The organism is Burkholderia sp. Nafp2/4-1b, from assembly GCF_003635165.1.
Taxonomy (GTDB): domain Bacteria; phylum Pseudomonadota; class Gammaproteobacteria; order Burkholderiales; family Burkholderiaceae; genus Burkholderia.
Genome location: NZ_ML058600.1, coordinates 76,090 through 100,765 on the forward strand (window position 1 = coordinate 76,090; position 24,676 = coordinate 100,765).

Consider the following 24,676-nt stretch of genomic DNA (forward strand, 5'->3'; position numbering starts at 1 on the left):
GGGAAAGCAGCGCGTCCGCCGGTAACAGCCGATCAATTCGTGAAAAACGGATCGGACTTGTTCGAAAATGCAAGCGCCCTGTCGGAACAACCTTCCGGATCAGTGCCGTTCAACACAACGATCGACGAGAATTCCCCGGCAACCGGTCCTCCACTCAGATCGATACCGGTGGTCGGCGAGATTTCGCCGAAGTCATACGTACTCCACCCTCGCACTTTTCCATCCTGCTCGCCGCGATAGAAATCCACATGCCGCGAGGAGTGGATGATTGTTCCTTCAAACGTTTCGCCCTGAAGGCGGATGATGCCCTGCTCTGCGTGCGCCGAGACGTGGGGCGCAAGAAGAAAGCGTTGCACGGCAGCAGAGGGATTCGGCGACTTGACCATGTCCACAACGACAACCTCGCCGATCCAGTGGACGAATACGAATCTGCGGAAACTCGTCCAGCACCCGGGAACAGAGTAGGCGCACTCGATGCGTACGCCATCATCACTTTCCTCAAACCGTTTGATGCTGCCCGACACCGGTCCGTACTTGGCTATCAGTTCGTATCGCGGCAGGCCGTCGAACTGGGAAAGAAATACGCCGCTATGGCCGGCCGACGAGCTAATACAACGAGTATGCGGATTCCGTTGATCGTACGAGTAGCTCCCGCCATCGATGAACACGTCTTCCCCCCTGTACTGCAGATAGATCGCCGTGTCGTCCATGTGCTTGTGCCAGTTCGTCCTGCCGCCGCAGATCAACGACATATAGAAGTCGTCGCGCTTGACGACCGCGAACCCGGACTCGAAGAAGCAGAACGATTCATTGATGGAAGTGACCCGCGAGTCGTATCGCGGCGAGTCGCCAATGGGCGGGATCATGCCGTTCGGGAAAATGGCCAGGCGTAGCGCACGCATTGCATTGTCAAGCACGGGCTCGATGTCGGCGCGCATCGCTGCTGCGATTCCGAGTTTCCCCAGCGCGTCATGAATCTTTGTGTACAACGACAGATTGAAGTTGTGATAGCCGATCGTATTCTCGTTACATAGGCCGTCTTTGTCGAACGACTCCTCCAGCAGCGAGCGTACACGGCGCAGCGCGGTTTCGAGATAAACCGCGCCGGCTTCGTTCGACAGCAGCGAATACGTAAACATCAGGGACATGCAACCCATGAGCTGATGGTTGCCGACACCAAGGTTGGCCTCCTCCGTCAACCACTCCGCGCAGTAATGCATTTCCGCAAGCATTCGCGGCAGCAGGGCAACGCATCGAGGATCCGTCGAGTTCCTGATGATCTGGTGCAGCGTCAGCATCACTTTCAACCGTTCGGCCGTCGCGTGATCTGCGGATGCGATCCCGTTGACGCCGGCACGTTGCTCGGCAATGGCGACGTAGTCCAGATAATCGGACGTCAACGACAACGCCAGATCGAGGGACGCGGCATCGTTCGACTGCTGATATGTCGCAAGCAGTCGGCCGATGTATATCAACGAGTAGTACCACATGCGTACTGAATTGTTCGGCAGCTCCGAGTTCCACGCGAATTTCTTGTTCAGGTCGATATCGACGATCGCCGTCGAATACGGAAATGACATCTTCGCGATGTTTCCGAGGCGCCAGCCATCTGCCAACGGCTGATACTCGTCGGCAAGGCAGACACGGTCGAGGGACGAGACGCCCGCCGGAACAGCCGCCATGAACTCATCTCGCGTCTGGAACGTTCGCTGGGGCTTGTTGTGCACGATCGAATTTGACCGCAACCCGCCTTTTCCGAACTTCTGGAACGCCTCGGTCAGACCGCGAACATTGCTCTTTCCTACCGGCGTCAATTTCTCGATGACCAAGAGGCCCCGGAAGAACAACGCATCGTCATCGCTAACCAGGAAATAGCCCAGCGCGCGGAAATCGCTACCCTTGAACGCGGTTTCGAAATCGTCGTTCGATATCGGGCTCTGCTTGAAACGACGTCGCATGTAATCGCTGAGCCGGTCGTCCGCATCGGGAAGCCGGTCGGGGAACGGCACCGCGAAGCAGCTTCCCTCCATCCAGTCGATCACCGTCTCGCTCAATCCGTGTGACAGATAGCGCTCGAATTCGTGATAGGCAGGCATCGGCAGACGCGCAACACGCCGGCCGATACGGCGTTCGATCGCCTGCATCACGTCACCGCTCGCCTGCTCGCGCAGAAACGTCCAGTTGGCGTCTTTGATCTTCGGCTTGAACGATGGCTCTGAAGCCAACGATGCCGCCGTCGAAACGACGGCCGGTAATCGACTTTGCTCATGCCGAGCGTAAAGATCGATCACGCTGTCGTACGTCATGAAGGCGGTATCGCGGAAGCCGACACTCTCCTTGAAATGATTGATCCCACCCTGGGATTGGCCGATATAGAGATAGTTCAGGAAGCGCACCTCAGGCTGATGCCTGATGAGTTCATCGATGACGTGAAACACGTTCAGATTCATCGCACCACTGCTCGCGTGGTCTCGATGGCATAGCAAGTGATTGACCTGCGCAAGCTCGCCAAAGAGAAATAGCGTGATGTAAGCGACCAGTCGATCATCCTTGAACACGCCATAGAATCGCTCGGTATGTAGCCGGCAGCCCACCGCGCTTGGCTTCAATACGTGCTCGGGCGGATTCTTGTAGTAGTACTCGGGAATCGGACGGCCTTGGCGCATCGGATCCGATGTCCGAATCTCGTAAATGTCCTGCCCATGTTCGTCAGGGTCGATTTCCCGGTATGCGTAACCGAGCCGCCTGGCCTTTCGCACCATATTGCGCGACTTGTCGCCGATTGCGGACCGATACAAGTCGATCGATTTGGGAATCTCGAGCATTGCCGGCTGTGCCCGTTGAATGCTTGCCGGAATCAGTTCTCCAGTGTTTCGTTCAACGTAAACGTCGTCGCGGCCGAAGTCGACGCGCTTCGTCCGCTGCTCATAACCGTCCATCGAGTCGAACCATTTATTGCAATGCACTACACATGCCGGACCGCATGCATGCTTCGCGAGCAACAAATTCGCGGCAACCGGTCGGGGCTGCTGCCCACCAAGCGACTCCCACCGCTTGATGATGCGACGCGGACGAGCGGACAGAAATCGAACGCCGCCTTCTTCCGCACCCGTCATGCGAAGGTCGTCGAGCACTACAGGCGGTACGCCGATGCCCCACAGCCGGATACTGACCGAAGTGACTTCCGGCAGGATATCGAATGCATGGCACAGTCGTTCGTCCTTCAGCGACGACTTCAGGTACTGGTAATAGCCGCCCTTTGTCGGTACGAATCCGATTTCTGTCGCGTGTTGCTCCGTCAAGGCATCACCGTTGACAAGGAGAATCAGGTTCGTGCCATCCGGTAATCCGCCGACGATCGTCGCTCCGAGCTCGATCGACGTCCTCTCGACGACGCGCGCGGCGCAGTAGATCATCGAGTTTCGCTCGCTCAACACGACGCGATCCATGTAGTGGTCAGCCATTTTTCCCCGCAGCAGTTCTTGTCGACGGTGCAATTCCAGTGTCAACGACCCGCACCCTATCCTGTTCAGGCCTACCCATCTTGGGCACGCATAATTCCCGATGCTGCGTGGAGAATCATTGCGCCACCGATGTCCCTCGTGGCTTTGCCGTCTCGGGACCCGCGACAAAGCACGCCAACTCGCTTTGAATTACCGCATCGCGGGCACTTTGCCGTCTCACACGCCGCGCCGCGCCGGCGCTCAATTCTGCATACAGCCGCTGGTCCCGAATGAGCGCCAGCAGTCCTTCAGCGAGTGCGTTCGCGTCCTCTGCCGGGGCCAGCACGCCACACGTTTCATCGACGAACTCCGGGATGGCCGCAACCGCGTTCGTAACCGGGACGAGGCCCGACGCCATCGCTTCGTCGCGTGAAACGCCTTGCGTATCCATTCTCGACGGGCACAGAAACACGCCGTACTCCTTGTGCAGGACGGCGATTTCGCGTTGCGTCAGGAAACGCCGCTCGATCCGGACGTTCGGGAAACGTCGCAGCGGTGCCACGGTTTCATCAAATAGCGCGCCGTCGCCGATCAGGTGGAATTGCATGCGATCGAAATCCGGTTTGGATGACAGTGCAAGAATCGCGGCGACGCTCAGGTCATTGGCATAGACCTTCGACGCATACGGCCGAATCGACAGCACCTTCCAGCGCAATTCCGCATCCTTCTCGATATAGTCGAATCGCGTGGTATCGATCGGATTATGGATCACGCTGTACGCGTCATCCGGGAGCATCACCGCGAGGTCTTCCATTGCGGTGGTCGCCAGATACTTCGAGACGAAGACGAAGTGCATCAATCGCGGCCGGTCCGTCAGCAACCTCCGCCAGAATTCCGAACGTCGTTCGCTCTTCAGGGCAGCGGCAGACCGTTGTTCCACATCGTCATACAGGAATGCACGACGCTCGAAGCGCTGGATATCTGCGCCGTGAACCCAGACGACGATCTTCAGTCTGTCGGCGTAAGGCTTCAGCGCGTGCCACATCGCATCATCGAGGAAGTGGACCAGGACCGAGCGATATCGCCCCGTCTGCAACAACCTCTCCAGTACCTCCGCGCCCCCCGTCATCACATCGACGCTCTCGAACTCCTGGTACTCCACCGTTTGTTCGTCACGGAAGCGGAAAACGTCGCATTGCACGCCGTTTTCGCGATAGGCGCGCACCCGGCTGTGCACGAATGCATTGCGGTACAGATCGTCATAGGACGGGTAGTGGTTCGTCAGTACGAGATGTTGGCCCTGAGAAAACACATCGGCAGGCAGAAGCGATCGATGGCCGAGCAGCAGCGATTGCACGCGGGCGGATCCACCTGCGTATATCCGCAAGCCGATCCGCAAGAACGCCGTGCCCGCCGGCAATTCGACATCGTGATTACGATTCGAAGCCTTCACGACATGGCCGATCCGCGCCTTTGCACCGTCGAGGAACAACAAGACAATCTGGATGTTCAGACCCGGGGAAACTTCGAGATGGAAACGCAGCTTCCCGTTTTCGACGGACAGATCCGATGGCGAAAAATCGCGATCGGCGTACCAGTACTCGTGTGAGCCGTCCGGTAACGCCGAATCGACCTGCAGGCAACCGCCCCGTTCGACCATCGATACGCGGCTGTTCGCCGGCGCTTTCGTGAGCAGCGATGCCAAGTCGCTACCGCGCAATTGCGGAAGAGCATTGCTGTCGAGTCGCTCCGCAGCGATCGCTTCCGCCCTCCGCTGCATTTCGTCGAGGGTCAGTCCATGATCGGAGAGAACTACGTCGTCGACAGCCGCGCGGCCAGCCTCGTCTAGTGCAACACCGCTTCGGCAGTAGTTGAATTCGTCGACAGCGAAACACGATCCGTGCTCAAATCGTGCGGTATACAGTTCCCTCGTCCATTCGCGCAACGACACCGCCGGCAATGTATCGAAACGCGCGATTCCCGATCGCGCATCAACCTGGGCAACGTGCGTATATGCTGCGTTCTCGCGAAGCAGGGACAAGCCTTTGCTGCCCGACCATACGTACTGGGCAACCTTCCCGATCGCGAGCACCTGCGAGTAGCGCGTCGCGAGTGCGAGATCCGTCAGATAGTATGCGCCGTAATAATCGTCCGCGACCATCACGGAAAGCCAGGCAGCTGGCGACGCGAGCGCCTGCAACATTACCGTTTCCGACTCAAGCGACGACAATACGCGTACCGCGTCTCCTTCCGGCACGCCGGCAGGTTGGAATTGGTCGGGCACCACCAGCACCAGCGTCTTGGCCTGATATTGCTGCCGTTCGAAGGAGTGCAGCAGGCAGTCAGCTTGGGCCTGATCCTTGGCGTGGGCGATCACGACGATCTGCGGAAGCAGCGACGGCAAAGTCTCCTCGCTGACCTTCGAAATCACGTAGGCCAGCCGATCCTGATAGGTATGCTCAAGCATCACCTTGCGAAGGGCGGCAAGGCGGAGCTTCCGTGCACCCGATTCGTCGCGGCCCAATGCCTCGAGACGCCGTCGGATCTCGGCGCCGCTATCGCTCGTAACGACAAGATCGCCGAACATCAGTTGGACGCCGCGCGAGAAGTTGCTGATGGTGATCGTATTCGATGCCAGCAACTCATAGACGCGACGCGCGAACATCGATTGCGATTGCTTGATCGAGTTGAGGTTGATCGCGTATCGATAGCCTTTGTATGCCTTGTCGATCTCCGCGTACGGCAAATTACCGATGACGAACGGCTGATATTCGTCCGGGAACTGGTAGTTGGCGTCGTTTTTCCCGTAGTTTCTGTCGTAGATTTCCAGCGGTCGGAACTCGGGCAGGTTGACGATGAAGTTTCCCAGATCCCTCGTTCGCTCCGGATATCGTACGTAATAGGCTCCGGCAAAGCAGAACGCATCCTTGCGCTCATACTTCTCGATGGGGTTGTTGACAAGTGGTTGAGCGGCGAACGGCAGCAGATAGACGCGATCGTGGCCGAGGGCGGCCTTGTAGCGGTGAATGCAGTCGATATCCGTCGTGAAGACGAAATCAAACAACTTCGCCGTCGTCAGAAAAGTCTCGAAATGAACCGGATCTTCCTTGTTCCAGAAGATCGTCGGAATCTTGTGATCGCGGCACCATTGAACGATGCCGATGACCTCCTGACTCAAGTGGCCGACTTTGCTTCCCCAGAGATCATCCTTGCCGCGCCACGCGGATTCGATGAACAGCATGTCCGGATTGAACGCGTTGAGTTCGGTCTGCCAGTGAGCGGGCGTCAATTGCAACAGGTTGCATTCTGGGTCGTACGAGCCGAACGTGAACTCGTCCATGATGGCCGCGACCTTGAGTTGCTTCATCCGGTGAGCAAGCTGCTGACCATCATCGTCGTGCAAGCCTTTCAGTCGCGCACGCGCAGCCACCTCGACGTGCTCGACAGCGTTCGAGCCCGACGGCGCCGGCACGCCTTGCAGTATGGGACGAACGCTGGCGCTCTTCAATCCTTTGGCTTGCTTGTCATTGCTGCGTTGCTTCGACAAGCGGTGAATTGCCAGCAGTTTGCCCGGCAGCGCGCAGAATCCGCTCCACGACTTGGTGCTGAATATCAACGCATGCCCAAGCTGAAACGATAGAGTGTTCTTTGTCCGAAGTACTTGCTGATTTGCAGCGATCAGTTGCTGGCGCAAACGTTCGATCTGCGCGTTCGCTTCAGTCAGTGCCATCCTGGTACGAACCGCATCGAGCTTGATTTTCTCGAGGTTGGCTGACGATGACTTACTTTCCGAACGCAGCACCGACAGCATCGAACCCACTTCCTGCCGTTCGATCGCGCGAGCGTTGAGCTCCGCCTCCAATGACGCAATTTTCTGTTCGAGCGTCGCAAAACCCGTCGCACGCAGTTGCTCCTGCTGCAGGGCAACGCGCCTTGCAGCATCAACCTCCTTCGTGAGGCTGCCAATCGTCTCACCGTGACGTGAAAGCTCCGCAGCGAGCGCTTCGATCGTGACCCCAGTGTCCGCACGGTACTGTCTGAACGTCTCCTCCTCCCGCTCACGCAGTGCTTTCAATCGATCGAATCGGCTAGTGAGATCGGAGATCGTCTGCCGATACGTGGCGACCTCCGAGCCGCCGTCGACGCGCAGGGATACCGGGCCGGTGTCGATACTCGTCGCGGCCCCTCGAGGCTCGCGCAACCGCGCGGCTTCGGCTTCGAGCCGCGACACGAGTTCGTCCTGCGCAGTCCGTTCAGCCCGCAGTGCCGCGCATAGCGCAGCATATCGATCTCGCTCCCGTCGCAAAACCGCGACTTCATCTCGCCCCTCACCCACACCGACATCGACATTCATGCTCACCCCGCCTTCCCTGCCTATTCAGATTCGTCTTTGCTATTCCGCGTCGCGCGCGGCGCGCCGACAGGAGCCATTCATCTCCAGATACCCTTCGTGTCGACGAGTCGCTGCGATTCGCGCAGAGTCGGTTTCATCGCCTTGAATTGGGCATGGTCGACCAGCATGACAAGGATGTCCGCGCGTGCCAGCGCGCCGTCGAGATTCAACAATCGTGCGCCGCCGGACTCGAGTTTCTGCGGAATCGCATCGATATGCGGCTCGACAACGAGGACCTGCTCCGGATACGCCTCAGAGAGTTTGTGCGCGATATCGACCGACGGGCTTTCTCGCAAATCATCAATATTCGGCTTGAACGCGAGGCCGAAGCAGGCAATTCGAATGTCTCGTCGCGCCTTCCCGGATTCGCACAACGAATCGACCGCGGCGCGCACCTTGTCGATCACCCAGTGGGGCTTCGAATCGTTCACTTCGCGAGCCTGCCGAATCAACTTCGCTTGATCCGGCGTTTTGTTGACGATGAACCATGGGTCGACGGCGATGCAGTGACCGCCCACGCCCGGCCCGGGCTGCAGGATATTGACGCGCGGATGATGATTCGCGATACCGATCAACTCCCACACATTGATACTGAGCTTGTCGCAAATCAGCGAAAGTTCATTGGCGAATGCGATATTGACATCGCGAAATGCGTTCTCGGTCAGCTTCGACATCTCCGCCGTGCGAGCGTCCGTGACGAGCAATTGACCACTGACGAACGTGCGGTAAACTTCTTGAGCCCGGATTGCGGAAAGCGGATTGACACCGCCAATAACGCGGTCGTTTTCGATCAGTTCGCGAATAACCTGCCCAGGAAGCACCCGCTCCGGACAGTAGGCAACGTAGACGTCGCACTCGTCCCTGCCCTTTTCCGGAAATACAAGGTCCGGCCGGGAACGCGCCAACCATTCCACCATCTGCTCGGTTGTGCCGACCGGCGAAGTCGACTCGAGAATGACGATGTCGCCCTTTTTGAGAACCGGTGCTATCGATTCGCTGGCTGCCTTGACATATGACAGGTCTGGCTCGAAATCGCCGTGAAACGGTGTCGGCACCGCGATCATGAAGGCGTCTGCAGCTTCAGGCCGGGTCGTCGCGCGCAGCCATCCTTCGTTCACTGCCGCGTGCACGACGATATCCAGTTCCGGCTCGACGATATGAATCTCGCCGCGATTGATCGTGTCGACGGCGTGCTGATCAATGTCGACACCGACAACCTTGATTTTGCGCGACGCGAGCACGGCTGCGGTCGGAAGGCCGATGTACCCGAGCCCGATGACGGATATCGATTGGATGGAATTTTTCACGGAACGTCCTTGATAGTGTATGGAGGCGCGGCGCCTGGTCGGATGCCGCGCTAATCAGCGCTGATCGATCACAATCGCCGCACGCGGCATTAACCGGCGCACGCTCGAACCGCGTCCATGGTCGAAGAAAACGACTGTGGATCGGCGCGGTCTCTTTCGCCGACAAGGTGGCGAACGATGCGCTCGCATGCACGGCCATCGCCGTACGGGTTGTGAGCGCGCGCCATTTCCCCATAGCGCTCGGCGTCATCGAGCAGTTCGCGACAGGCTGCAACGATTCGCCCGCTGTCGGAACCCACCAGTCGAACCGTGCCGGCGGCAACGGCTTCGGGACGCTCCGTCGTGTCACGCATGACCAGCACGGGTTTACCGAGTGACGGCGCCTCCTCCTGAATTCCGCCGGAATCGGTCAGGATCAGCGTGGAACGCGACATCAGATAGACGAAAGGCAAATAGTCCTGCGGACTCAGCAGATGGACGTTGGGCAGGCCCGACAGTATTTCTTCGGCCGGGAGCTTGACCTGCGGATTCAGGTGAACCGGATAGACGAAATCGACGTCCGTGTAGTGCGCGGCCAGTTGACGGATCGCCTGACAGATATTCCGAATCCCCTCCCCGAAATTCTCTCGGCGATGAGCCGTAACGAGCACCATGCGGCGCCCATCTTCAAGCGTCGGAAATGCATCGCGCATCTGACGTTGCAGAACCTTATCGTGCTCGAGCCTGCGAGTAACCGTCAGCAGTGCATCGATAACGGTATTGCCGGTCACGATGATGTCGTCGTCACGAACACGTTCTGCGATGAGATTCACGCGCGACGCCTCGGTCGGCGCGAAATGAATGTCGGCGAGCTGACCCGTCAGCTTGCGATTGCCCTCTTCGGGCCAAGGCGAGTACATGTCGCCGCTACGCAACCCGGCTTCCACGTGCCCCACCTTGACCTTCAGATAGAACGCCGCCAAAGCGCTCGCGAACGTGGTCGTCGTATCGCCGTGAACGAGCATGTAGTCCGGCCGATACGATGCGAGAACAGGCGTGATCTCGTTCACGATGTCGCACGTGATCGACTGAAGCGTTTGCCCCGCCTTCATCAGGTTCAGATCGTAATCCGGCCGTATCTCGAAAAGATCGAGTACCTGATCCAGCATTTGCCGGTGTTGTGCGGTAACGCATACACGACAGTCCACACCCGGCATCCCCCTAAGCGCGTGTACCAGCGGCGCCATCTTGATCGCCTCCGGCCGCGTGCCAAACACGGTCAGAATTTTCATGATAATTATGTTGCTATTATTTTATGGGCCCCCGAAGGAGCAATTTGCCGGTGCGCTCGTGCCAACGAACTGCCCGCGGCCCTCTCGGTGTCACATGACGCACCCTGTACGCGCCATGTGACGTGCTGCAACTATCACCAGAAGATCAGCTTCGCGGCCACCGCCATCTGATACAGGATCTGCGTAATCCCGCGCGTGATCTCGATACTCTTCGACTTCACCTTCGGTAACACCATGAGCTCATCGCCGGCCTCGACCTTCGTACCACTGTCGGCCAGTTCGGCCTTGCCGTTCTGGTGAATCGCGATGATCTTGCTGTTGTCGGCCTTCTGCGTATAACCACCGACGTGGGCGACGTAGTCACTTGCCGTCATGCCCGATTGCCATTCGACCGCATTCGGGAAGAGCACCTCTCCATGCACCATGACGACACTGGTTCTTTCCGGGATGTTGATGACGTCGCCGTCCTCAAGAATCACGTTCCCCATCGTCTGCTCGTTGAGCACGACCTGCCCCTTGAACTCGGTCTTGCTCGCGAGCGCCGCAAACTTCGTGATGTTCTCCGCTTCCTTCGACCGCAGATTGGCCTCCTCGCTCGTAGCGGACGGTGCGGACAATGCCGCCTCCTGAAGCTTCTGCAGCTCGACACCGAGCATTTCCTTTTGCCTGTCCGCAACCGATTTGCGGAACAACTGCGCTTCGTCCACGCGCGAAAGCGGATTGGTGCGGACCTGGCTCAGTACCTGCGCCATCGTCGAACCATACGGGAGCACCAATGCGTGCTCTCCTGAATGGGCGCCCTCGACACGCACCTGGATCGTGCCTGCGTAGCGATCCGAGGTAACCGTGAGCTGATCACCGTCGTTGAGCCTGACATTCGAAGCGTTCGAAATCGCGTAGTACTCGGTGGTCCGTTCAGTGCCCTGTCGGCGCACGATGCTGACATGCGTTGCGCCAGGTTTCGGACGCGCGACCGCAAGCGCCTGCTGAAGCGTAATGACCGGCGTGGCGAATTCAAAGTCGTATGCGTTGTAGACTTCGCCTCGCACAGTAAAGACGTGCTCGCGCGGTCCGACAACGATCACGTCGCCGTCGGCAAGCTGCAACTGGTCTATCTCGCCATTCAGCAAGAAGTCATACAGGTTGAAGCGCTTGCGTACCACTCCGCCGCGCTTGACCGTCACATCGACATAGCTGCCGCGATCGACGTCAACGCCACCAGCCTTGTCGAGGTAGGAAAGGATGCTTTCTGACGCGATACCGCCATACATGCCGGGTTGCTTGACATACCCCGTGACGAACACCTTCACCGGCTGCGCAACGTCAAGGCTGGCATAAACGTTCACGTTTGCCTTGTAGACCTTGCGCACCTCATTCAGCACACGCCCGTTCAAATCGGCATTGCGAACGCCGGCGACCGTGACCGGTCCGACATTCGGCACGAAGACATTTCCTTGCGGATCGACGGTCAACTGCCCGTCGAACGCGAAAGCACCCCACATCCGTAACGTGACGGTGTCTCCAATGCCGACTTGATAACCCGGGTTGAATCCGGTCCCCCGGCTGTTGTGAAATGTTCCGCCAAACAATTGCGAGCCGAACATGCTGTTTGGTGCCTGCGGGGCGACACTCACGTCGATCGGGCTCGGAGCCGCTCCTCCGGGTCCGCCTTGCTGACGCGATATCTTCCCGCCTTGAAGCGTCATCGAACCTGCCCCCGCGTCGTCGGGGTTGTACCCGAACCCCGTCGAAGCAGCACCGCGCGGCCCGCCGTCACGAGCAGCGTTGGACGACGCCGAGCCACGATCGCTGTCGGTTCCCGAAAGCCCGAACAGCGTATCGCTGATCCCGGCCCAACTCGCGGTGCTCGCGGCGCCAAGCATCAGGGCAATCAATGCCTTGCGGCCTCTTGATAGATTGATCATCTCAATTTTTACTTTCGTCGATGCCTGCTTGCACTCGTCACCCCGTCACCGGCAACGACGCTGTACCAGCCATGCAAGTTCGTGCGAACTGCCACCCCCATGAAACCCGGGCAGCAGTCGTCTGTGTTACGTCCGGTGGTCTTCGATAATCGCTTGCGCCAGCCTCATGACGCCGAACAACAACAGCAATCCGACAACGAGGGACATCATGATGTGAAGCCTGCGTGGATACTCGGCCTCCTCCGGCAAATTGGGCGTCACGATTACGGACAAGCTCTTTGCCTTGTGCCCGGATTCGATCCGAGCCTTTTCGAAAGTCGACAGCGAGACCTTGTACAGATCGGTCGCAAACTGGAGACGAGACTTGAGTTCCGCGTACTGCGCGGCCGTCCGGTTCATCTTGCCGTCACCCGGAGCACTGAGCTTCGCTCTCTCGACGCCAATCTGCGCGACAAGCGCCGACAGCGCGTTACGCTTCGCGACGACCGGCGGCGCGTCGTCGTTCATGTACGTCTGCAGGTTGCGCAATTCCGCCTCGAGTTCCGCCTGCTTCGACTGCATTTCGACCACCATGCGGCCGCCCGCCTCGGCGCTCGCCGTCGGGTCCAGCATGCCGGTCTTGTTTTCGAATGCAATCACCGCATCGCGCGCCGTCTTGACTTCGTCATACGAGCGGTCGATTTCCTCACGCGCGAAAAGCATGTCGTTGCGCGAAATGCGGTGCGACAACTCGTTCAGGAAGGTTTCGCTTTCGCTCAGCAACGTTCGATTGAACGTCTGCGCGAAGGTCGGCGACAAACCTTGTGTCCGAATCGTCAACAACCCCGTCTTCTCGTCCACGTCGACGCTGACGCGCCGCAGGTAGTACTTCAGCATTTCCTCTCGCGTAGCGTTCGGTGAAAGCCTGTTGAATAAGTCGAGTCCGACATGGCCGAACGCCTCCTTCAGCTTCAACCGCGCATCCGCTTTCGCCAGCATGTCCGGCGATTCGATGTATTGCTTGAGCACGACCGCGTCGTCCCGCGCCGAAGCGTCGCCTCCTCCTCCAAGCAACGCCTGGATATTCAGCCCCGTCCCGACAGAACGCCCGGAGTCCTTGACGAGCACTTGCGATTCACTCACGTAGCGATCTCGGGAAACCAACCCCAGATACAACCCGCAAACGACCAGCGGTACCGCAACAAGCGCCACCTGCAGCCGATGCCCCCGTAGCTTCCCCAACCAATCAGACATTGTTTTCGTGCTTGTAAACTTCGATTGCCTCATTCACGTCGGGGTAGTACGTGACCTTCCCGTTGCCGATCAGCAATCCGACATCGCAGACTCGACTTACCTCGTCGAGGCCATGCGACACAAAAATGAACTGGCTGACGGCACGCCTGGCCATCATCAACGCCTCGCTTTTTTTTCTGAAGACGGCATCGCCGACCGCAGTCACCTCGTCTATCACGTAGTAGTCGAAGTCGAACGCCATCGACAACCCAAAACCCAAGCGGGCTCGCATGCCAGTGGAGTAACTGCGGATCGGCATGTCGAAAAACTTGCCGAGCTCGCAAAAATCCGCGACGAATTGCACCTTCTCCGCCAGTTCGCTCTTGCTCGCGTACAGGCGCGCGACGAACTTGACGTTCTCGCGTCCCGTCATGCTGCTTTGAAACCCGTTCGCGAGCCCAACCGGCCAGGAAATGCGCCGGTTCGTCACAACGCGACCACGATCGGGTCGATCGATGCCACCAATGATGCTGAGCAGCGTGCTCTTGCCTGCCCCGTTACGCCCGATCAGGCCAATACTTTTCCCTGATGGCACTTCGACATTGACGTCCTTGAATACGTAATGTCGGCCGGAGGGCGTCTTATACGATTTTGTGAGATTCTCGAGTCGAATCATGATCTCAGCAGGGATGGTTCACGCGCCTTGTACAGGGCCATACCGGCAAACAGAACGACAAGCGCGCAGAACGCCGGATATGCTAGACCGACATTTTCGACCGCGTATGCAGGCACGATCGTATGCCGCAATAGCTCGAGAATGTGAACGAGAGGATTCCACAACACCCAACCGCGGTATTCCGCTGGAATGGTTGTCAGTGGATACATCACCGCACTGGTGAAATAAAGGGGACGCATGAACAGCGGAATGACCTTCTCGCTGACCGGGACTTCATGACCGATAACCATGAAGATCATGCCAATACCCAGCCCGAGAAGTACAAGTACCGCCCAAATGCCGGCAAGTTCCGGAATATCGCCCAATTGAACCGGCTGCCCGCCAAGCCCGAGAATAACCAGCAATACAACCAAGACAACTGCACTTATAACGCATTCGAGGCACGCACGCGCAATCAATGTGTCCAGCGGGTGCACTGGACGATAACTCAGCAGCCCGAGATTCGCCTCCAGCGCGTTCAACGATCGTAGCGCGATGTTGATGAACATGAAGTACGGCACCAAGCCGCAGATAAGAAATACGGGAAACGAAATACCGGGCATCGTATGTTTCGCAATCAAGCCCAGGATCGCGAACAACACCAGCATATGAACGATCGGCTCGAGAAACACCCACAGATACCCGAGCCGATGCTTGCCGAACCGAGTCTTCAGTTCGCGCAAAAACAAGGCATAAACGACTCTTCGCTGAATCGCAAATGCTTCGCCCAGCCTGGAATCTCCGTTTGGCGGTTCTGCCATACCCAACCCCGGTCCCACTTTTATCGTTTGCGCCCCGTGCGCGGTGGACTGTGCCCCGCGCTCCCGAATTTTTAAATCACCTCAAACTACCGAGGCGCCGCATTGTACCAGCTTACATGTAAGAAAACTTCCTTACCGTTAAAGCTGTTAACGCTTCTATACATGCTTTCGATTCACGTGACGTATCTGCCTACGGCGGCAAAAAACACCTTTCCATTGTCGCCCAGTGCAGGCCCGCAGGCTATCACCCCGACATATTGTAAAATCCGGTAATAATCAGACAAACTTCGGCTTTAAATCACCTAATTTATCTCACCGCGGAGCCCCAATGCTGAACCTCGCCACCGCCCAACAATTCCTGATGACCCGCGGCCTCGACTTCGGCCTGAACCTCCTCGCTGCAATCGTGTTGTGGTTCGTCGGCCGCTGGGCGATCCGCATCGCCACCGGCCTGCTCGGCAAGGTCGTACGCCGCAGCGGCAAGGTCGACCCGACGCTCACCGACTACCTGACCTCGGTGGTCGGCGTACTACTGACGATCCTGCTGATCCTCGCGATCCTGCAGTTCTTCGGCGTACAGACCACGTCGTTCGCCGCACTGCTCGCCGGCCTCGGCCTCGCGATCGGCACCGCCTGGGGCGGGCTGCTCGCCCACTTCGCCGCCGGCGTATTCATGCAAGTGCTGCGTCCGTTCAAGATCGGCGACGTGATCACCGCCGGCGGCGTGACGGGCACGGTGAAGGAACTCGGCCTGTTCGGCACGACGATCATCACCGCCGACAACGTCGTGACCATCGTCGGCAACAACAAGATCTTCTCGGACAACATCGCGAACTACAGCGCGACGCCGCATCGCCGCGTCGATCTGACCGCGAAGATCGCGAACAGCGTCGACGCGGCCGATGCGATCAACCGCCTGAAAACGCAGATCCAGCTGATCCCGAACGTGATGAAAGTGCCGGCACCGGACGTCGGCGTGCTGCAGTTCACGCCGGAAGGCCCGCTGCTGTTCGTGCGCCCGTCGACGCAACCGGAGAACTACTGGCAGGTGTACTGCGATACCAATCGCGTGATCCTCGAGACGTTCCGCGAGGCCGGATACCCGACGCCCGAAACGCCGATCTCGCATCGCAATACCTGAGCCTTCGCCCGACCCGCACGGACGAAAAAAAAGCGTGGTAGCCCAGGGCCACCACGCTTTCTCGTCGAGCAGAAGGAAAACCGCCGGCTCAGCGCCCGCTCGTGTTCTGCGTATTATCGGAATGCCGCCCGCGCACCAGCTTCCACAACGCGCCGAGCGCGACCGGCACGATCGCCGCGCCGATCCCCACCAGCACGATCACGTTCAGGTACTGGCGAATGAACGGGATATTGCCGAAGAAGTAGCCGAGCAACACCAGCAGCAGCACCCAGAGCAGCGCGCCGATCACGTTGAACAGCTGGAAACGCCCGATGCTCATCGACGACGCACCGGCCACGAACGGCGCAAACGTGCGCACGACGGGGATGAAGCGCGCGAGCACGATGGTCTTGCCGCCGTGCTTGTCGTAGAACGAGTGGGTCTTCTCCAGCGCCGCGCGATCGAGGAAGCGCTCGAGCACCGGGATATGGGTATTGAAGACCTTCGGCCCGACCCAGCGGCCGATCAGGTAGTTCACGGTGTTGCCGGCAATCGCCGCGACGAGCAACAACGCGATGAGCGCGCCGACGTTCATGTCGCCGGTCGCCGCGAACGCGCCGCCGATGAACAGCAGCGAATCGCCGGGCAGGAACGGCAACACGACGAGCCCCGTCTCGCAGAACACGATCAGGAACAACACCAGATACACCCATGCGCCGTACTGCCGGATGAAGTCGCCGAGGAACGCGTCGATATGCAGGACCAGGTTGACGAAATGAAGCAGCGTATCCAAATGCGATTCCTCGAAGGCGAAAGGGCCGGAATGACCGGAGAAGGCGGAAGCGCCCGCCGGACAAGGCGGCGCGCGAAACGCAGTCATCATACCGAAACTACCTTAAGGCTCCGTGAAAAAACGTAACCGATCACGCCGCCGGCACGCCCGCGGCGCCTCGCTATAATTCGGCCATGTCCGAAATCACCGAAACGGCCGCGGGCGCCGCACCCGCCCCCGCTCCCCGCCCGCTGCGCGCGATCCAGCCGCTGCCCGACCAGCTGATCAGCCAGATCGCCGCCGGCGAGGTGGTCGAACGCCCTGCGTCGGTCGTCAAGGAGCTGCTGGAGAATGCGATGGACGCCGGCGCGACGACGCTGCGCATCGTGCTCGAGGAAGGCGGCGTCAAGCGCATCTCGATCACCGACGACGGCTGCGGGATTCCGCCCGACGAGTTGCCGCTCGCGCTGATGCGCCATGCGACGAGCAAGATCCGCTCGCTCGAGGAACTGGAGGCGGTCGCGACGCTGGGTTTCCGCGGCGAAGCGCTCGCGTCGATCGCATCGGTCGCCGAGATGTCGATCACGAGCCGCACGGCGGACGTCGCGCATGCGACGAAGATCGATGCGACCACGGGCGCGCTGTCGCCGGCCGCCGGCGCGGTGGGCACGACGATCGAGGTGCGCGAGCTGTACTTCAACACGCCAGCGCGCCGCAAGTTCCTGAAAAGCGAGCAGACCGAGTTCGGCCACTGCCTCGAAATGATCCGCCGCGCGGCGCTCGCACGACCGGACGTCGCGATCTCGGTGCTGCACAACGGCAAGGCGGTCGAGCACTGGAACGCAACCGAGCCTGCGCAGCGCGTCGCGAAAATCCTCGGCGACAGCTTCGCGACCGCGCACCTGCCGCTCGACGAGCAGGCCGGGCCGCTCGCGGTCTACGGCTGCGCGGGCCTGCCGACCGCGAGCCGCGGGCGCGCCGACCAGCAGTACTTCTTCGTGAACGGCCGCTTCGTGCGCGACAAGCTGCTCACGCACGCGGTGCGCGCGGCGTATGAAGACGTGCTGCACGGCGACCGCTACCCGTCGTACGTGCTGTTCCTCGACCTGCCGCCCGAGGCAGTCGACGTGAACGTGCACCCGTCGAAGATCGAAGTGCGGTTCCGCGATTCGCGCTCGATCCATCAGTATGTATTCCACGCGGTGCAGCGCGCGCTCGCGCGCCATGCGGGCGCGTCGCCGGAAACGACTGCGGGCGGCCATGCCGCGCAGCTCTCGCCGGCACCGGGCGGCCCCGCCTCGTTCCTGAATACGCCGCTCGGCCAGAGCGCAGCCACCGGCACGGGTGGCACCGGTTTCTCGCCGGCGTCGTCCTCCTCGTCATCATCGTCGGGCAACACGTGGATGCGTCAGGCGCGCATGACGCAAGGCACGCTGCCCGTCGCGCAGCCGCTCGCGCTCTACGATGCGCTCTTCGGCCGCAAGGACACGGGCGCGGGCACGCCGGACGGCACGACGACCATCGCGCGCGACTCGGCGAATTCCGCCGATGCGCCGATCGCACCGTTGTCGGGCTTCGTCGCGTCGCCGCTCGCTGCCAGCGCGCACGACGAACAACCGCTCGGCTTCGCGCTCGGCCAGATTCACGGGATCTACGTGCTCGCGCAGAACGCGTACGGTCTCGTGATCGTCGACATGCACGCGGCACACGAACGGATCCTGTACGAACAGTTCAAGAACGCACTCGCCGACCGCACGGTCGCCGTGCAGTCGCTGCTGCTGCCGATCTCGATGACGGCGACGCCGGTGGAGATCGGCACGGTCGAGGAAGAACGCGACACGCTCGAATCGCTCGGCTTCGACCTCGCGGTGCTGTCGCCGACGACGCTCGCGATCCGCGCGGTGCCCGCGCTGCTGAAGGACGCGGACCTGCAGTCGCTCGCACGCGCAGTGCTTGCCGACCTGCACGCATTCGGCGGTTCGCGCGTGCTCACCGAACGCCAGCACGAGCTGCTCGGCACGCTCGCGTGCCACCACGCGGTGCGCGCGAACCGGCGCCTGACACTCGACGAGATGAACGGGCTGCTGCGCCAGATGGAAGCGACCGAACGCGCGGACCAGTGCAATCACGGCCGGCCGACGTGGTATCACCTCACGCTGAACGATCTCGACCGCCTCTTCATGCGCGGCCAATGAACGCTTCACCGCAGTCCCCGGCAACGACGATCGCCTGCCTGCTCGGCCCCACCGCCTCCGGCAAGACGGCCGCCGCGCTGGCGCTGGCCGCGCACCGTCCGATCGAGATCGTCAGCGTCGATTCGGCGCTCGTCTATCGCGACATGGATATCGGCACCGCGAAACCGACGCGCGACGAGCGCGCGAGCGTGCCGCACCATCTGATCGACATCATCGACCCGGCCGATGCGTATTCGGCGGCCGAATTTCGCGCCGATGCACTGCGCCTGATCGGCGAGATCATCGCGCGCGGCCGCACGCCGCTGCTCGCGGGCGGCACGATGCTGTACTACAAGGCGCTCACGCAGGGCCTCAACGACCTGCCGACTGCCGATCCAACCGTGCGTGCAGAGCTCGACGCCGACGCCGCGCGCGACGGCTGGCCCGCGCTGCATGCGCGGCTCGCTCAAGTGGATCCGGCAACGGCCGCGCGGCTCGCGCCGAACGATTCACAGCGAATCCAGCGTGCGCTCGAAGTGTTCCTGCTGAGCGGCCAGCCGATGTCGGTGCTGCTCGCCGCGCCGCGGCGCGCGGACGACGAAGCCGCCGCATACCGCTTCGTGCCGGTCGCGCTCGAACCGTCGGACCGCGCGGTGCTGCACGCACGCATCGCGCAACGCTTCGACGCGATGCTCGACGCAGGCTTCATCGACGAGGTCGAACGGCTGCGCCGCCGCGCGGACCTGCATCTCGGCCTGCCGTCGATGCGCTGCGTCGGCTATCGCCAGGCGTGGGAATATCTCGACGGCGATACCGACTACCGGACGATGCGCGACAAGGGGATCTTCGCGACGCGCCAGCTGTGCAAGCGACAGATCACGTGGTTGCGGGCGATGCCGGAGCGGACCGTCGTCGACTGTGTCGCGCCGGATTCGACGGCGCGCGCACTCGATACGCTGGAACGCGTGCTGGACGGCGATATCGGCGACCATTAACGGGTCCCGATCTGCAGGCATTCCCGTGCTCGCGCGCGTGATGCCGGCGCCGCGTGTCTGTCACTGCGCGAGCGTCACGTCGAGATTCGCATCGCGCGGGAGCTGCCATCGGCCGTTGGCCTTATGGAAGATCGTCGGCGTATGTATGACCCGAGTGGCGCACGGCGCCGTCGTTCCTCTTCAGTGGCGCGCCACGCCGCCAAAAGCCCGCGCCCGAAAAAAACCGCCCGGATCGACTCCGGGCGGTTTTCGTTGCTGCATCCTGCTTGTAGCGCGTCAGACCACGACCGTCTGCGCCTCGCCTTCACGGCTCGCGCGCACGGTGCCGATCTTCCACACCTGCTCGCCGGCGGCCGTCAGGTCGGCGATCGCGGCATCGGCATCGGCCGCCGAAACGATCACGGCCATCCCGATCCCGCAGTTGAACACGCGGTGCATTTCGGCGTCGGCGACACCGCCGTGCTCCTGCAGCCACTTGAACAGCGGCGGCAGCGGCCATGCGTTCTGGTCGAGCTCGGCGGTGAGGCCTTCGCGCAGCACGCGCGGAATGTTCTCGACGAGGCCGCCACCGGTGATGTGGGCCATGCCCTTCACCGACAGCTTCTGCATCAGCGCGAGCAGCGGCTTCACATAGATCCGCGTGGGCGCCATCAGCGTGTCCGCCAGCGAGCGGCCGTGGAAATCGGCCGACAGGTCGGGGTTCGCGCGCTCGATGATCTTGCGCACGAGCGAGAAGCCGTTCGAGTGGATGCCGCTCGATGCGAGGCCGAGCACCACGTCGCCTTCGGCGATGGTGCTGCCGTCGATGATCTTGCTCTTCTCGACCGCGCCGACCGCGAAACCGGCCAGGTCGTATTCGCCGTCCGGGTACATGCCCGGCATTTCGGCCGTTTCACCGCCGATCAGCGCGCAGCCCGACAGTTCGCAGCCGTGCGCGATGCCCTTGACGACGGTGGCAGCCGTGTCGACGTCGAGCTTGCCGCATGCGAAGTAGTCGAGGAAGAACAGCGGCTCGGCACCCTGCACGAGGATGTCGTTCACGCTCATCGCAACCAGGTCCTGGCCGACGGTGTCGTGTTTGTTCAGATGAAAGGCCAGCTTGAGCTTGGTGCCGACGCCATCGGTGCCCGACACGAGCACGGGCTCCGTGTACTTCTTCGGCACTTCGAACAGCGCGCCGAACCCGCCGATGCCGCCGAGCACGCCGTCGCGCAGGGTTTTCTTCGCAAAAGGCTTGATCTTGTCGATGAGTGCGTCGCCCGCGTCGATGTCGACGCCTGCGTCGCGGTAGGACAGACCCTGAGCGTCAGGAGCGGATTTCGGAGGATTCATGGGGGAATGCGAGAAGGTCGGTAAAATGCGATTTTACCCGAAGCCGGCCCGTTGGCCGGAATTCCCAGCACCGAATCGTCAGGGATTGCATCTTGGTCAACACGTCCCCGTTTTCCTCGCCACGCGAGCCGCGCCGCAATCCGCGCGCCGCGGTGCGTGCGGCCGCGTGTTCAGCCACCGGAGCAGCCCCCCGCGCGTGCCCGGCGTACGGCACGTGTTTCATCAACCGACCTGCATTGTGACTGTTGTGTCCCGTCAACTGACGCTCGATCTCGGCACGCCGCCGCCCGCCACGTTCGACAACTTCATCATGAATGAAGAGAACGACGAGCTCATCTCGCGGCTCCAGAAGCTCGACCTCGCGCTCGCGGCGGGGCCCGTGCCGGACCGGTCGTTCTATATCTGGGGCGAGCCCGGCAGCGGCCGCACCCACCTGTTGCAGGCGCTCGTGAGCGATGCGTCGTACGGCTACGCGCGCTACCTGACGCCGCAAAGCCCGCTCGGCGCGTTCACGTTCGACCCGCGCATCGGCATCTACGCGATCGACGACTGCGACAAGATGAGCGATGCCCAGCAGGTCGCGCTGTTCAACCTGTTCAACGAAGTCCGCGCGCACCCGTCGAGCGCGTTCGTCGCGGCGGGCCCAGCGGCGCCGCTCGCGCTCGACGTGCGCGAGGATCTGCGCACGCGCCTCGGCTGGGGGCTCGTGTTCCATCTGTCGCCGCCTTCCGATGCCGGCAAGATCGCCGTGCTGAAGCTCGCGGCGAAGGAGCGCGGCATCGCGCTCACCGACGACATCGCCGCTTACCTGCTCACCCACTTCCGGCGCGACATGCCGAGCCTGATGGCGCTGCTCGACGCGCTCGACCGCTTCTCGCTCGAGCAGAAACGCGCCGTCACGCTGCCGCTGCTGCGCCGGATGCTGGCCCGCCCCGGCGACGACATCGCACCACCGGCCACAGGCCCGAACCGCTTCGAGTAAAATGCGCTTCCATGACTAATCTGGCACTCTTTGACCTCGATCACACGCTGATCCCGACCGATAGCGACCACGAATGGGGCCGCTTCATGGTGAAGCTCGGCATCGTCGACGCGGAAAGCTTCTCGCGTCAGAACGATCAGTTCTTCGCCGACTACAAGGCCGGCAAGCTCGACATCCATGCGTACCTGTGCGCGATGCTCACGCCGCTCGCGAAGTATTCGCGCGCGCAGCTGGCCGCATGGCACGAGCAGTACATGCACGAGGTGATCCGCCCCGCGATGACGCCGGCCGCGCTCGAACTCGTGCGCAAGCACGTCGACGCCGGCGACCTGTGCTGCGTGGTGACGGCCACCAACGAATTCATCACGCGCCCGATCGCGACGGCGTTCGGCGTCGACACGCTGATCGCGTGCGAGGTCGAAACGACCGACGGCCATCCCGACTCGCCGTACACGGGCCGGCCGACCGGCACGCCGAGCTACCGCGAAGGCAAGATCGTGCGCACCGAAGCGTGGCTCGCATCGCTCGGCAAGCACTGGGACGACTTCGAACACAGCTATTTCTACAGCGACTCGCACAACGACATCCCGTTGCTCGAGAAAGTCACCGACCCGATCGCGACCAACCCCGACGACACGCTGCGCGCGCATGCAAGCGACCGCGGCTGGCGCATCCTCGATCTCTTCTGAACGTCGTGATCAAAAAATTCATTCGCAAGCTGCTCGGCCAGGACGGCGCCGAACATACGTCACCCGTCGAGGCGCCCGCCGCCGAAACGGCCACCGCCCAGCGCCCCGCGAAGGGCAATCGCAGCAGCGCAGCAAAGAAGCCGCGCAGCAATCACGAGCCGACCGTCGTGCCGGCCAGCGTGCACCAGATCGATCCGTCGCTGATCTCGCGGAACGCGGTGCGCGTGACCGACACGCTGCAACAGGCGGGCTTCCGCGCGTTCATCGTCGGCGGCGCCGTGCGCGACCTGCTGCTCGGCATCGCGCCGAAGGACTTCGACGTCGCGACCGACGCGACGCCGACCGAGGTGCAGCGCCTGTTCCGCCGCGCGCGCCTGATCGGCCGCCGCTTCCAGATCGTCCACGTGCAGTTCGGCCAGGAGCTGATCGAGGTGTCGACGTTCCGCGCGCTGGTCGACGCACCGCCCGAAGCCGCTACGGCCGAGCCGCCGAGGCGCCTGAAGCGTGACGAACTCGACCGCCGCACGCATGCGGTGGACGCGAGCGGCCGCGTGTTGCGCGACAACGTCTGGGGCGAACAGCACGAAGACGCCGCGCGCCGCGACTTCACGATCAACGCGATGTACTACGACCCGTCGACGCAGACGGTGCTCGATTACCACGACGGGATGGCCGACATGCGCGCCCGTCTGCTGCGCATGATCGGCGACCCGGCCACCCGCTTCCGCGAGGATCCGGTGCGGATGCTGCGCGTCGTGCGTTTCGCGGCGAAGCTCGACTTCGAGATCGAGCCGCACACGCGCGAGCCGATCAACGCGCTGGCCGACCTGATCAACAACGTGCCGGCCGCGCGCCTGTTCGACGAAATGCTGAAGCTGCTGCTGTCGGGCCAAGCGCTCGCATGCCTGAAGCGGCTGCGCAAAGAAGGCCTGCACCACGGGCTGCTGCCGCTCCTCGACGTCGTGCTCGAACAGCCGCAGGGCGAGAAGTTCATCACGCTCGCGCTGAACAACACCGACGCGCGCGTGCGCGCCGGCAAGCCGGTGTCGCCGGGCTTCCTGTTCGCGACGCTGCTGTGGCACGACATGCGCCAGCGCTTCGAGCAATACACGGCCGACGGCGAATTCCCGGTGCCGGCGCTGCATCGCGCGATGGACGACGTGCTCGACATGCAGACCGAAAAGCTCGCGATCCACAAGCGTTACTCGGCCGACATGCGCGAGATCTGGGGCCTGCAGCTGCGCCTCGAGAAACGCTCGGGCCGCAGCGCGATGCGGCTGCTGGAACACCAAAGATTTAGAGCGGGGTATGATTTCCTCCTGTTACGCTGCGAATCCGGCGAGCTCGAAGCAGCTGTCGGCCAGTGGTGGACGGATTTCATCGAAGGCGACGCAGCCGCTCGTGAGGCACTTCTCACGCAGGGCGGCTCGAAGGAAAAATCGCCCCGCAAGCGGCGCCGCCGCGGCGGCGCGCGAAACCGCCAGCAAGGCGAAGGCGCGGCCGAGCAGGCGCCGGACACCGCAGGCGATACCGCGACCGGTTCCGACGACTGACGCGCTCGCCGGCGAACGACGTAGGAAGTGAT

At 61.5% G+C, this 24,676-nt stretch carries 16 protein-coding genes and 1 pseudogene; 6 read left to right on the forward strand and 11 right to left on the reverse strand.

Going from position 1 to position 24,676, the window contains the following annotated elements; translation table 11 throughout:
* Positions 1–32 precede the first annotated feature (32 nt).
* The 8 genes from C7H84_RS08300 to C7H84_RS08335 all read right to left on the reverse strand — a co-directional run bounded on the left by C7H84_RS08300 (position 33) and on the right by C7H84_RS08335 (position 15,027).
* Positions 33–3,509, reverse strand: coding sequence for a heparinase II/III family protein (locus tag C7H84_RS08300; protein ID WP_162999239.1), 3,477 nt, complete (start codon positions 3,507–3,509; stop codon positions 33–35).
* Positions 3,510–3,579: 70 nt separating this feature from the next.
* On the reverse strand, positions 3,580–7,797 hold the full coding sequence (locus C7H84_RS08305) for a glycosyltransferase (RefSeq protein WP_240462007.1): 4,218 nt from the start codon (positions 7,795–7,797) through the stop codon (positions 3,580–3,582).
* A 77-nt stretch (positions 7,798–7,874) separates the two neighbouring features.
* Entirely contained in the window at positions 7,875–9,143 is a 1,269-nt protein-coding gene (gene wecC, locus C7H84_RS08310; RefSeq protein WP_121858366.1) for a UDP-N-acetyl-D-mannosamine dehydrogenase, read from the reverse strand.
* 89 nt (positions 9,144–9,232) lie between these two features.
* Complete coding sequence (gene wecB, locus C7H84_RS08315) at positions 9,233–10,414, reverse strand: UDP-N-acetylglucosamine 2-epimerase (non-hydrolyzing) (protein ID WP_121858367.1); 1,182 nt, start codon at positions 10,412–10,414, stop codon at positions 9,233–9,235.
* A 134-nt stretch (positions 10,415–10,548) separates the two neighbouring features.
* Positions 10,549–12,339, reverse strand: a complete 1,791-nt coding sequence (locus C7H84_RS08320; protein WP_121858368.1) for a polysaccharide biosynthesis/export family protein — start codon at positions 12,337–12,339, stop codon at positions 10,549–10,551.
* 126 nt (positions 12,340–12,465) lie between these two features.
* Positions 12,466–13,461, reverse strand: a complete 996-nt coding sequence (locus tag C7H84_RS08325; protein WP_240462008.1) for a lipopolysaccharide biosynthesis protein — start codon at positions 13,459–13,461, stop codon at positions 12,466–12,468.
* A gap of 103 nt (positions 13,462–13,564) precedes the next feature.
* Positions 13,565–14,227, reverse strand: coding sequence for an ABC transporter ATP-binding protein (locus C7H84_RS08330; protein WP_121858370.1), 663 nt, complete (start codon positions 14,225–14,227; stop codon positions 13,565–13,567).
* Positions 14,224–15,027, reverse strand: coding sequence for an ABC transporter permease (locus C7H84_RS08335; protein WP_121858371.1), 804 nt, complete (start codon positions 15,025–15,027; stop codon positions 14,224–14,226). The genes C7H84_RS08330 and C7H84_RS08335 overlap by 4 nt, the downstream gene beginning before the upstream one ends.
* 328 nt (positions 15,028–15,355) lie before the next feature.
* Between C7H84_RS08335 and C7H84_RS08340 the strand changes: the two genes are divergently transcribed.
* Positions 15,356–16,168 carry a mechanosensitive ion channel family protein gene (locus C7H84_RS08340; RefSeq protein ID WP_121858372.1) on the forward strand — a complete coding sequence of 271 codons (813 nt, stop codon included), beginning with the start codon at positions 15,356–15,358 and terminating at the stop codon, positions 16,166–16,168.
* A gap of 88 nt (positions 16,169–16,256) precedes the next feature.
* Here C7H84_RS08340 and C7H84_RS08345 read toward each other — a convergent pair whose 3' ends face one another.
* Positions 16,257–16,940, reverse strand: coding sequence for a DedA family protein (locus C7H84_RS08345; protein WP_121858373.1), 684 nt, complete (start codon positions 16,938–16,940; stop codon positions 16,257–16,259).
* Between the two features lie 173 nt (positions 16,941–17,113).
* Between C7H84_RS08345 and mutL the strand changes: the two genes are divergently transcribed.
* Positions 17,114–19,114 (forward strand): DNA mismatch repair endonuclease MutL, encoded by a 2,001-nt coding sequence (mutL, locus tag C7H84_RS08350; protein WP_121858374.1) that lies wholly within the window; start codon positions 17,114–17,116, stop codon positions 19,112–19,114.
* Entirely contained in the window at positions 19,111–20,088 is a 978-nt protein-coding gene (gene miaA, locus C7H84_RS08355) for a tRNA (adenosine(37)-N6)-dimethylallyltransferase MiaA (RefSeq protein WP_121858375.1), read from the forward strand. Before mutL ends, miaA begins: the two co-directional genes overlap by 4 nt.
* A gap of 60 nt (positions 20,089–20,148) precedes the next feature.
* Here the strand turns inward: miaA and C7H84_RS37670 are convergent.
* Both C7H84_RS37670 and purM read right to left on the reverse strand, forming a co-directional pair.
* Positions 20,149–20,232: pseudogene (locus C7H84_RS37670) on the reverse strand (DUF4440 domain-containing protein); the annotation flags it as partial.
* Positions 20,233–20,364: 132 nt separating this feature from the next.
* Positions 20,365–21,420, reverse strand: coding sequence for a phosphoribosylformylglycinamidine cyclo-ligase (gene purM, locus C7H84_RS08365; protein WP_121858376.1), 1,056 nt, complete (start codon positions 21,418–21,420; stop codon positions 20,365–20,367).
* Positions 21,421–21,667: 247 nt separating this feature from the next.
* On the opposite strand from purM, the gene hda reads away from it, so the two are divergent.
* Genes hda through pcnB form a run of 3 tightly spaced genes read left to right on the forward strand, consistent with a single transcriptional unit; the run spans position 21,668 to position 24,644 of the window.
* Positions 21,668–22,402, forward strand: a complete 735-nt coding sequence (gene hda / locus C7H84_RS08370; RefSeq protein ID WP_240462009.1) for a DnaA regulatory inactivator Hda — start codon at positions 21,668–21,670, stop codon at positions 22,400–22,402.
* A gap of 11 nt (positions 22,403–22,413) precedes the next feature.
* Positions 22,414–23,091 carry an HAD family hydrolase gene (locus tag C7H84_RS08375; protein WP_121858378.1) on the forward strand — a complete coding sequence of 226 codons (678 nt, stop codon included), beginning with the start codon at positions 22,414–22,416 and terminating at the stop codon, positions 23,089–23,091.
* Positions 23,092–23,096: 5 nt separating this feature from the next.
* Positions 23,097–24,644 (forward strand): polynucleotide adenylyltransferase PcnB, encoded by a 1,548-nt coding sequence (gene pcnB / locus C7H84_RS08380; protein WP_121858379.1) that lies wholly within the window; start codon positions 23,097–23,099, stop codon positions 24,642–24,644.
* Positions 24,645–24,676 lie beyond the last annotated feature (32 nt).

Excerpts from the sequence above, each read along its gene's own strand:
- C7H84_RS08305 (WP_240462007.1), bottom strand. The coding sequence starts at position 7,797 with ATGAATGTCGATGTCGGTGTGGGTGAGGGGCGAGATGAAGTCGCGGTT.
- wecB (WP_121858367.1), bottom strand. The coding sequence starts at position 10,414 with ATGAAAATTCTGACCGTGTTTGGCACGCGGCCGGAGGCGATCAAGATG.
- C7H84_RS08320 (WP_121858368.1), bottom strand. The coding sequence starts at position 12,339 with ATGATCAATCTATCAAGAGGCCGCAAGGCATTGATTGCCCTGATGCTT.
- C7H84_RS08330 (WP_121858370.1), bottom strand. The coding sequence starts at position 14,227 with ATGATTCGACTCGAGAATCTCACAAAATCGTATAAGACGCCCTCCGGC.
- C7H84_RS08335 (WP_121858371.1), bottom strand. The coding sequence starts at position 15,027 with ATGGCAGAACCGCCAAACGGAGATTCCAGGCTGGGCGAAGCATTTGCG.
- C7H84_RS08340 (WP_121858372.1), top strand. The coding sequence starts at position 15,356 with ATGCTGAACCTCGCCACCGCCCAACAATTCCTGATGACCCGCGGCCTC.
- mutL (WP_121858374.1), top strand. The coding sequence starts at position 17,114 with ATGTCCGAAATCACCGAAACGGCCGCGGGCGCCGCACCCGCCCCCGCT.
- miaA (WP_121858375.1), top strand. The coding sequence starts at position 19,111 with ATGAACGCTTCACCGCAGTCCCCGGCAACGACGATCGCCTGCCTGCTC.
- purM (WP_121858376.1), bottom strand. The coding sequence starts at position 21,420 with ATGAATCCTCCGAAATCCGCTCCTGACGCTCAGGGTCTGTCCTACCGC.
- C7H84_RS08375 (WP_121858378.1), top strand. The coding sequence starts at position 22,414 with ATGACTAATCTGGCACTCTTTGACCTCGATCACACGCTGATCCCGACC.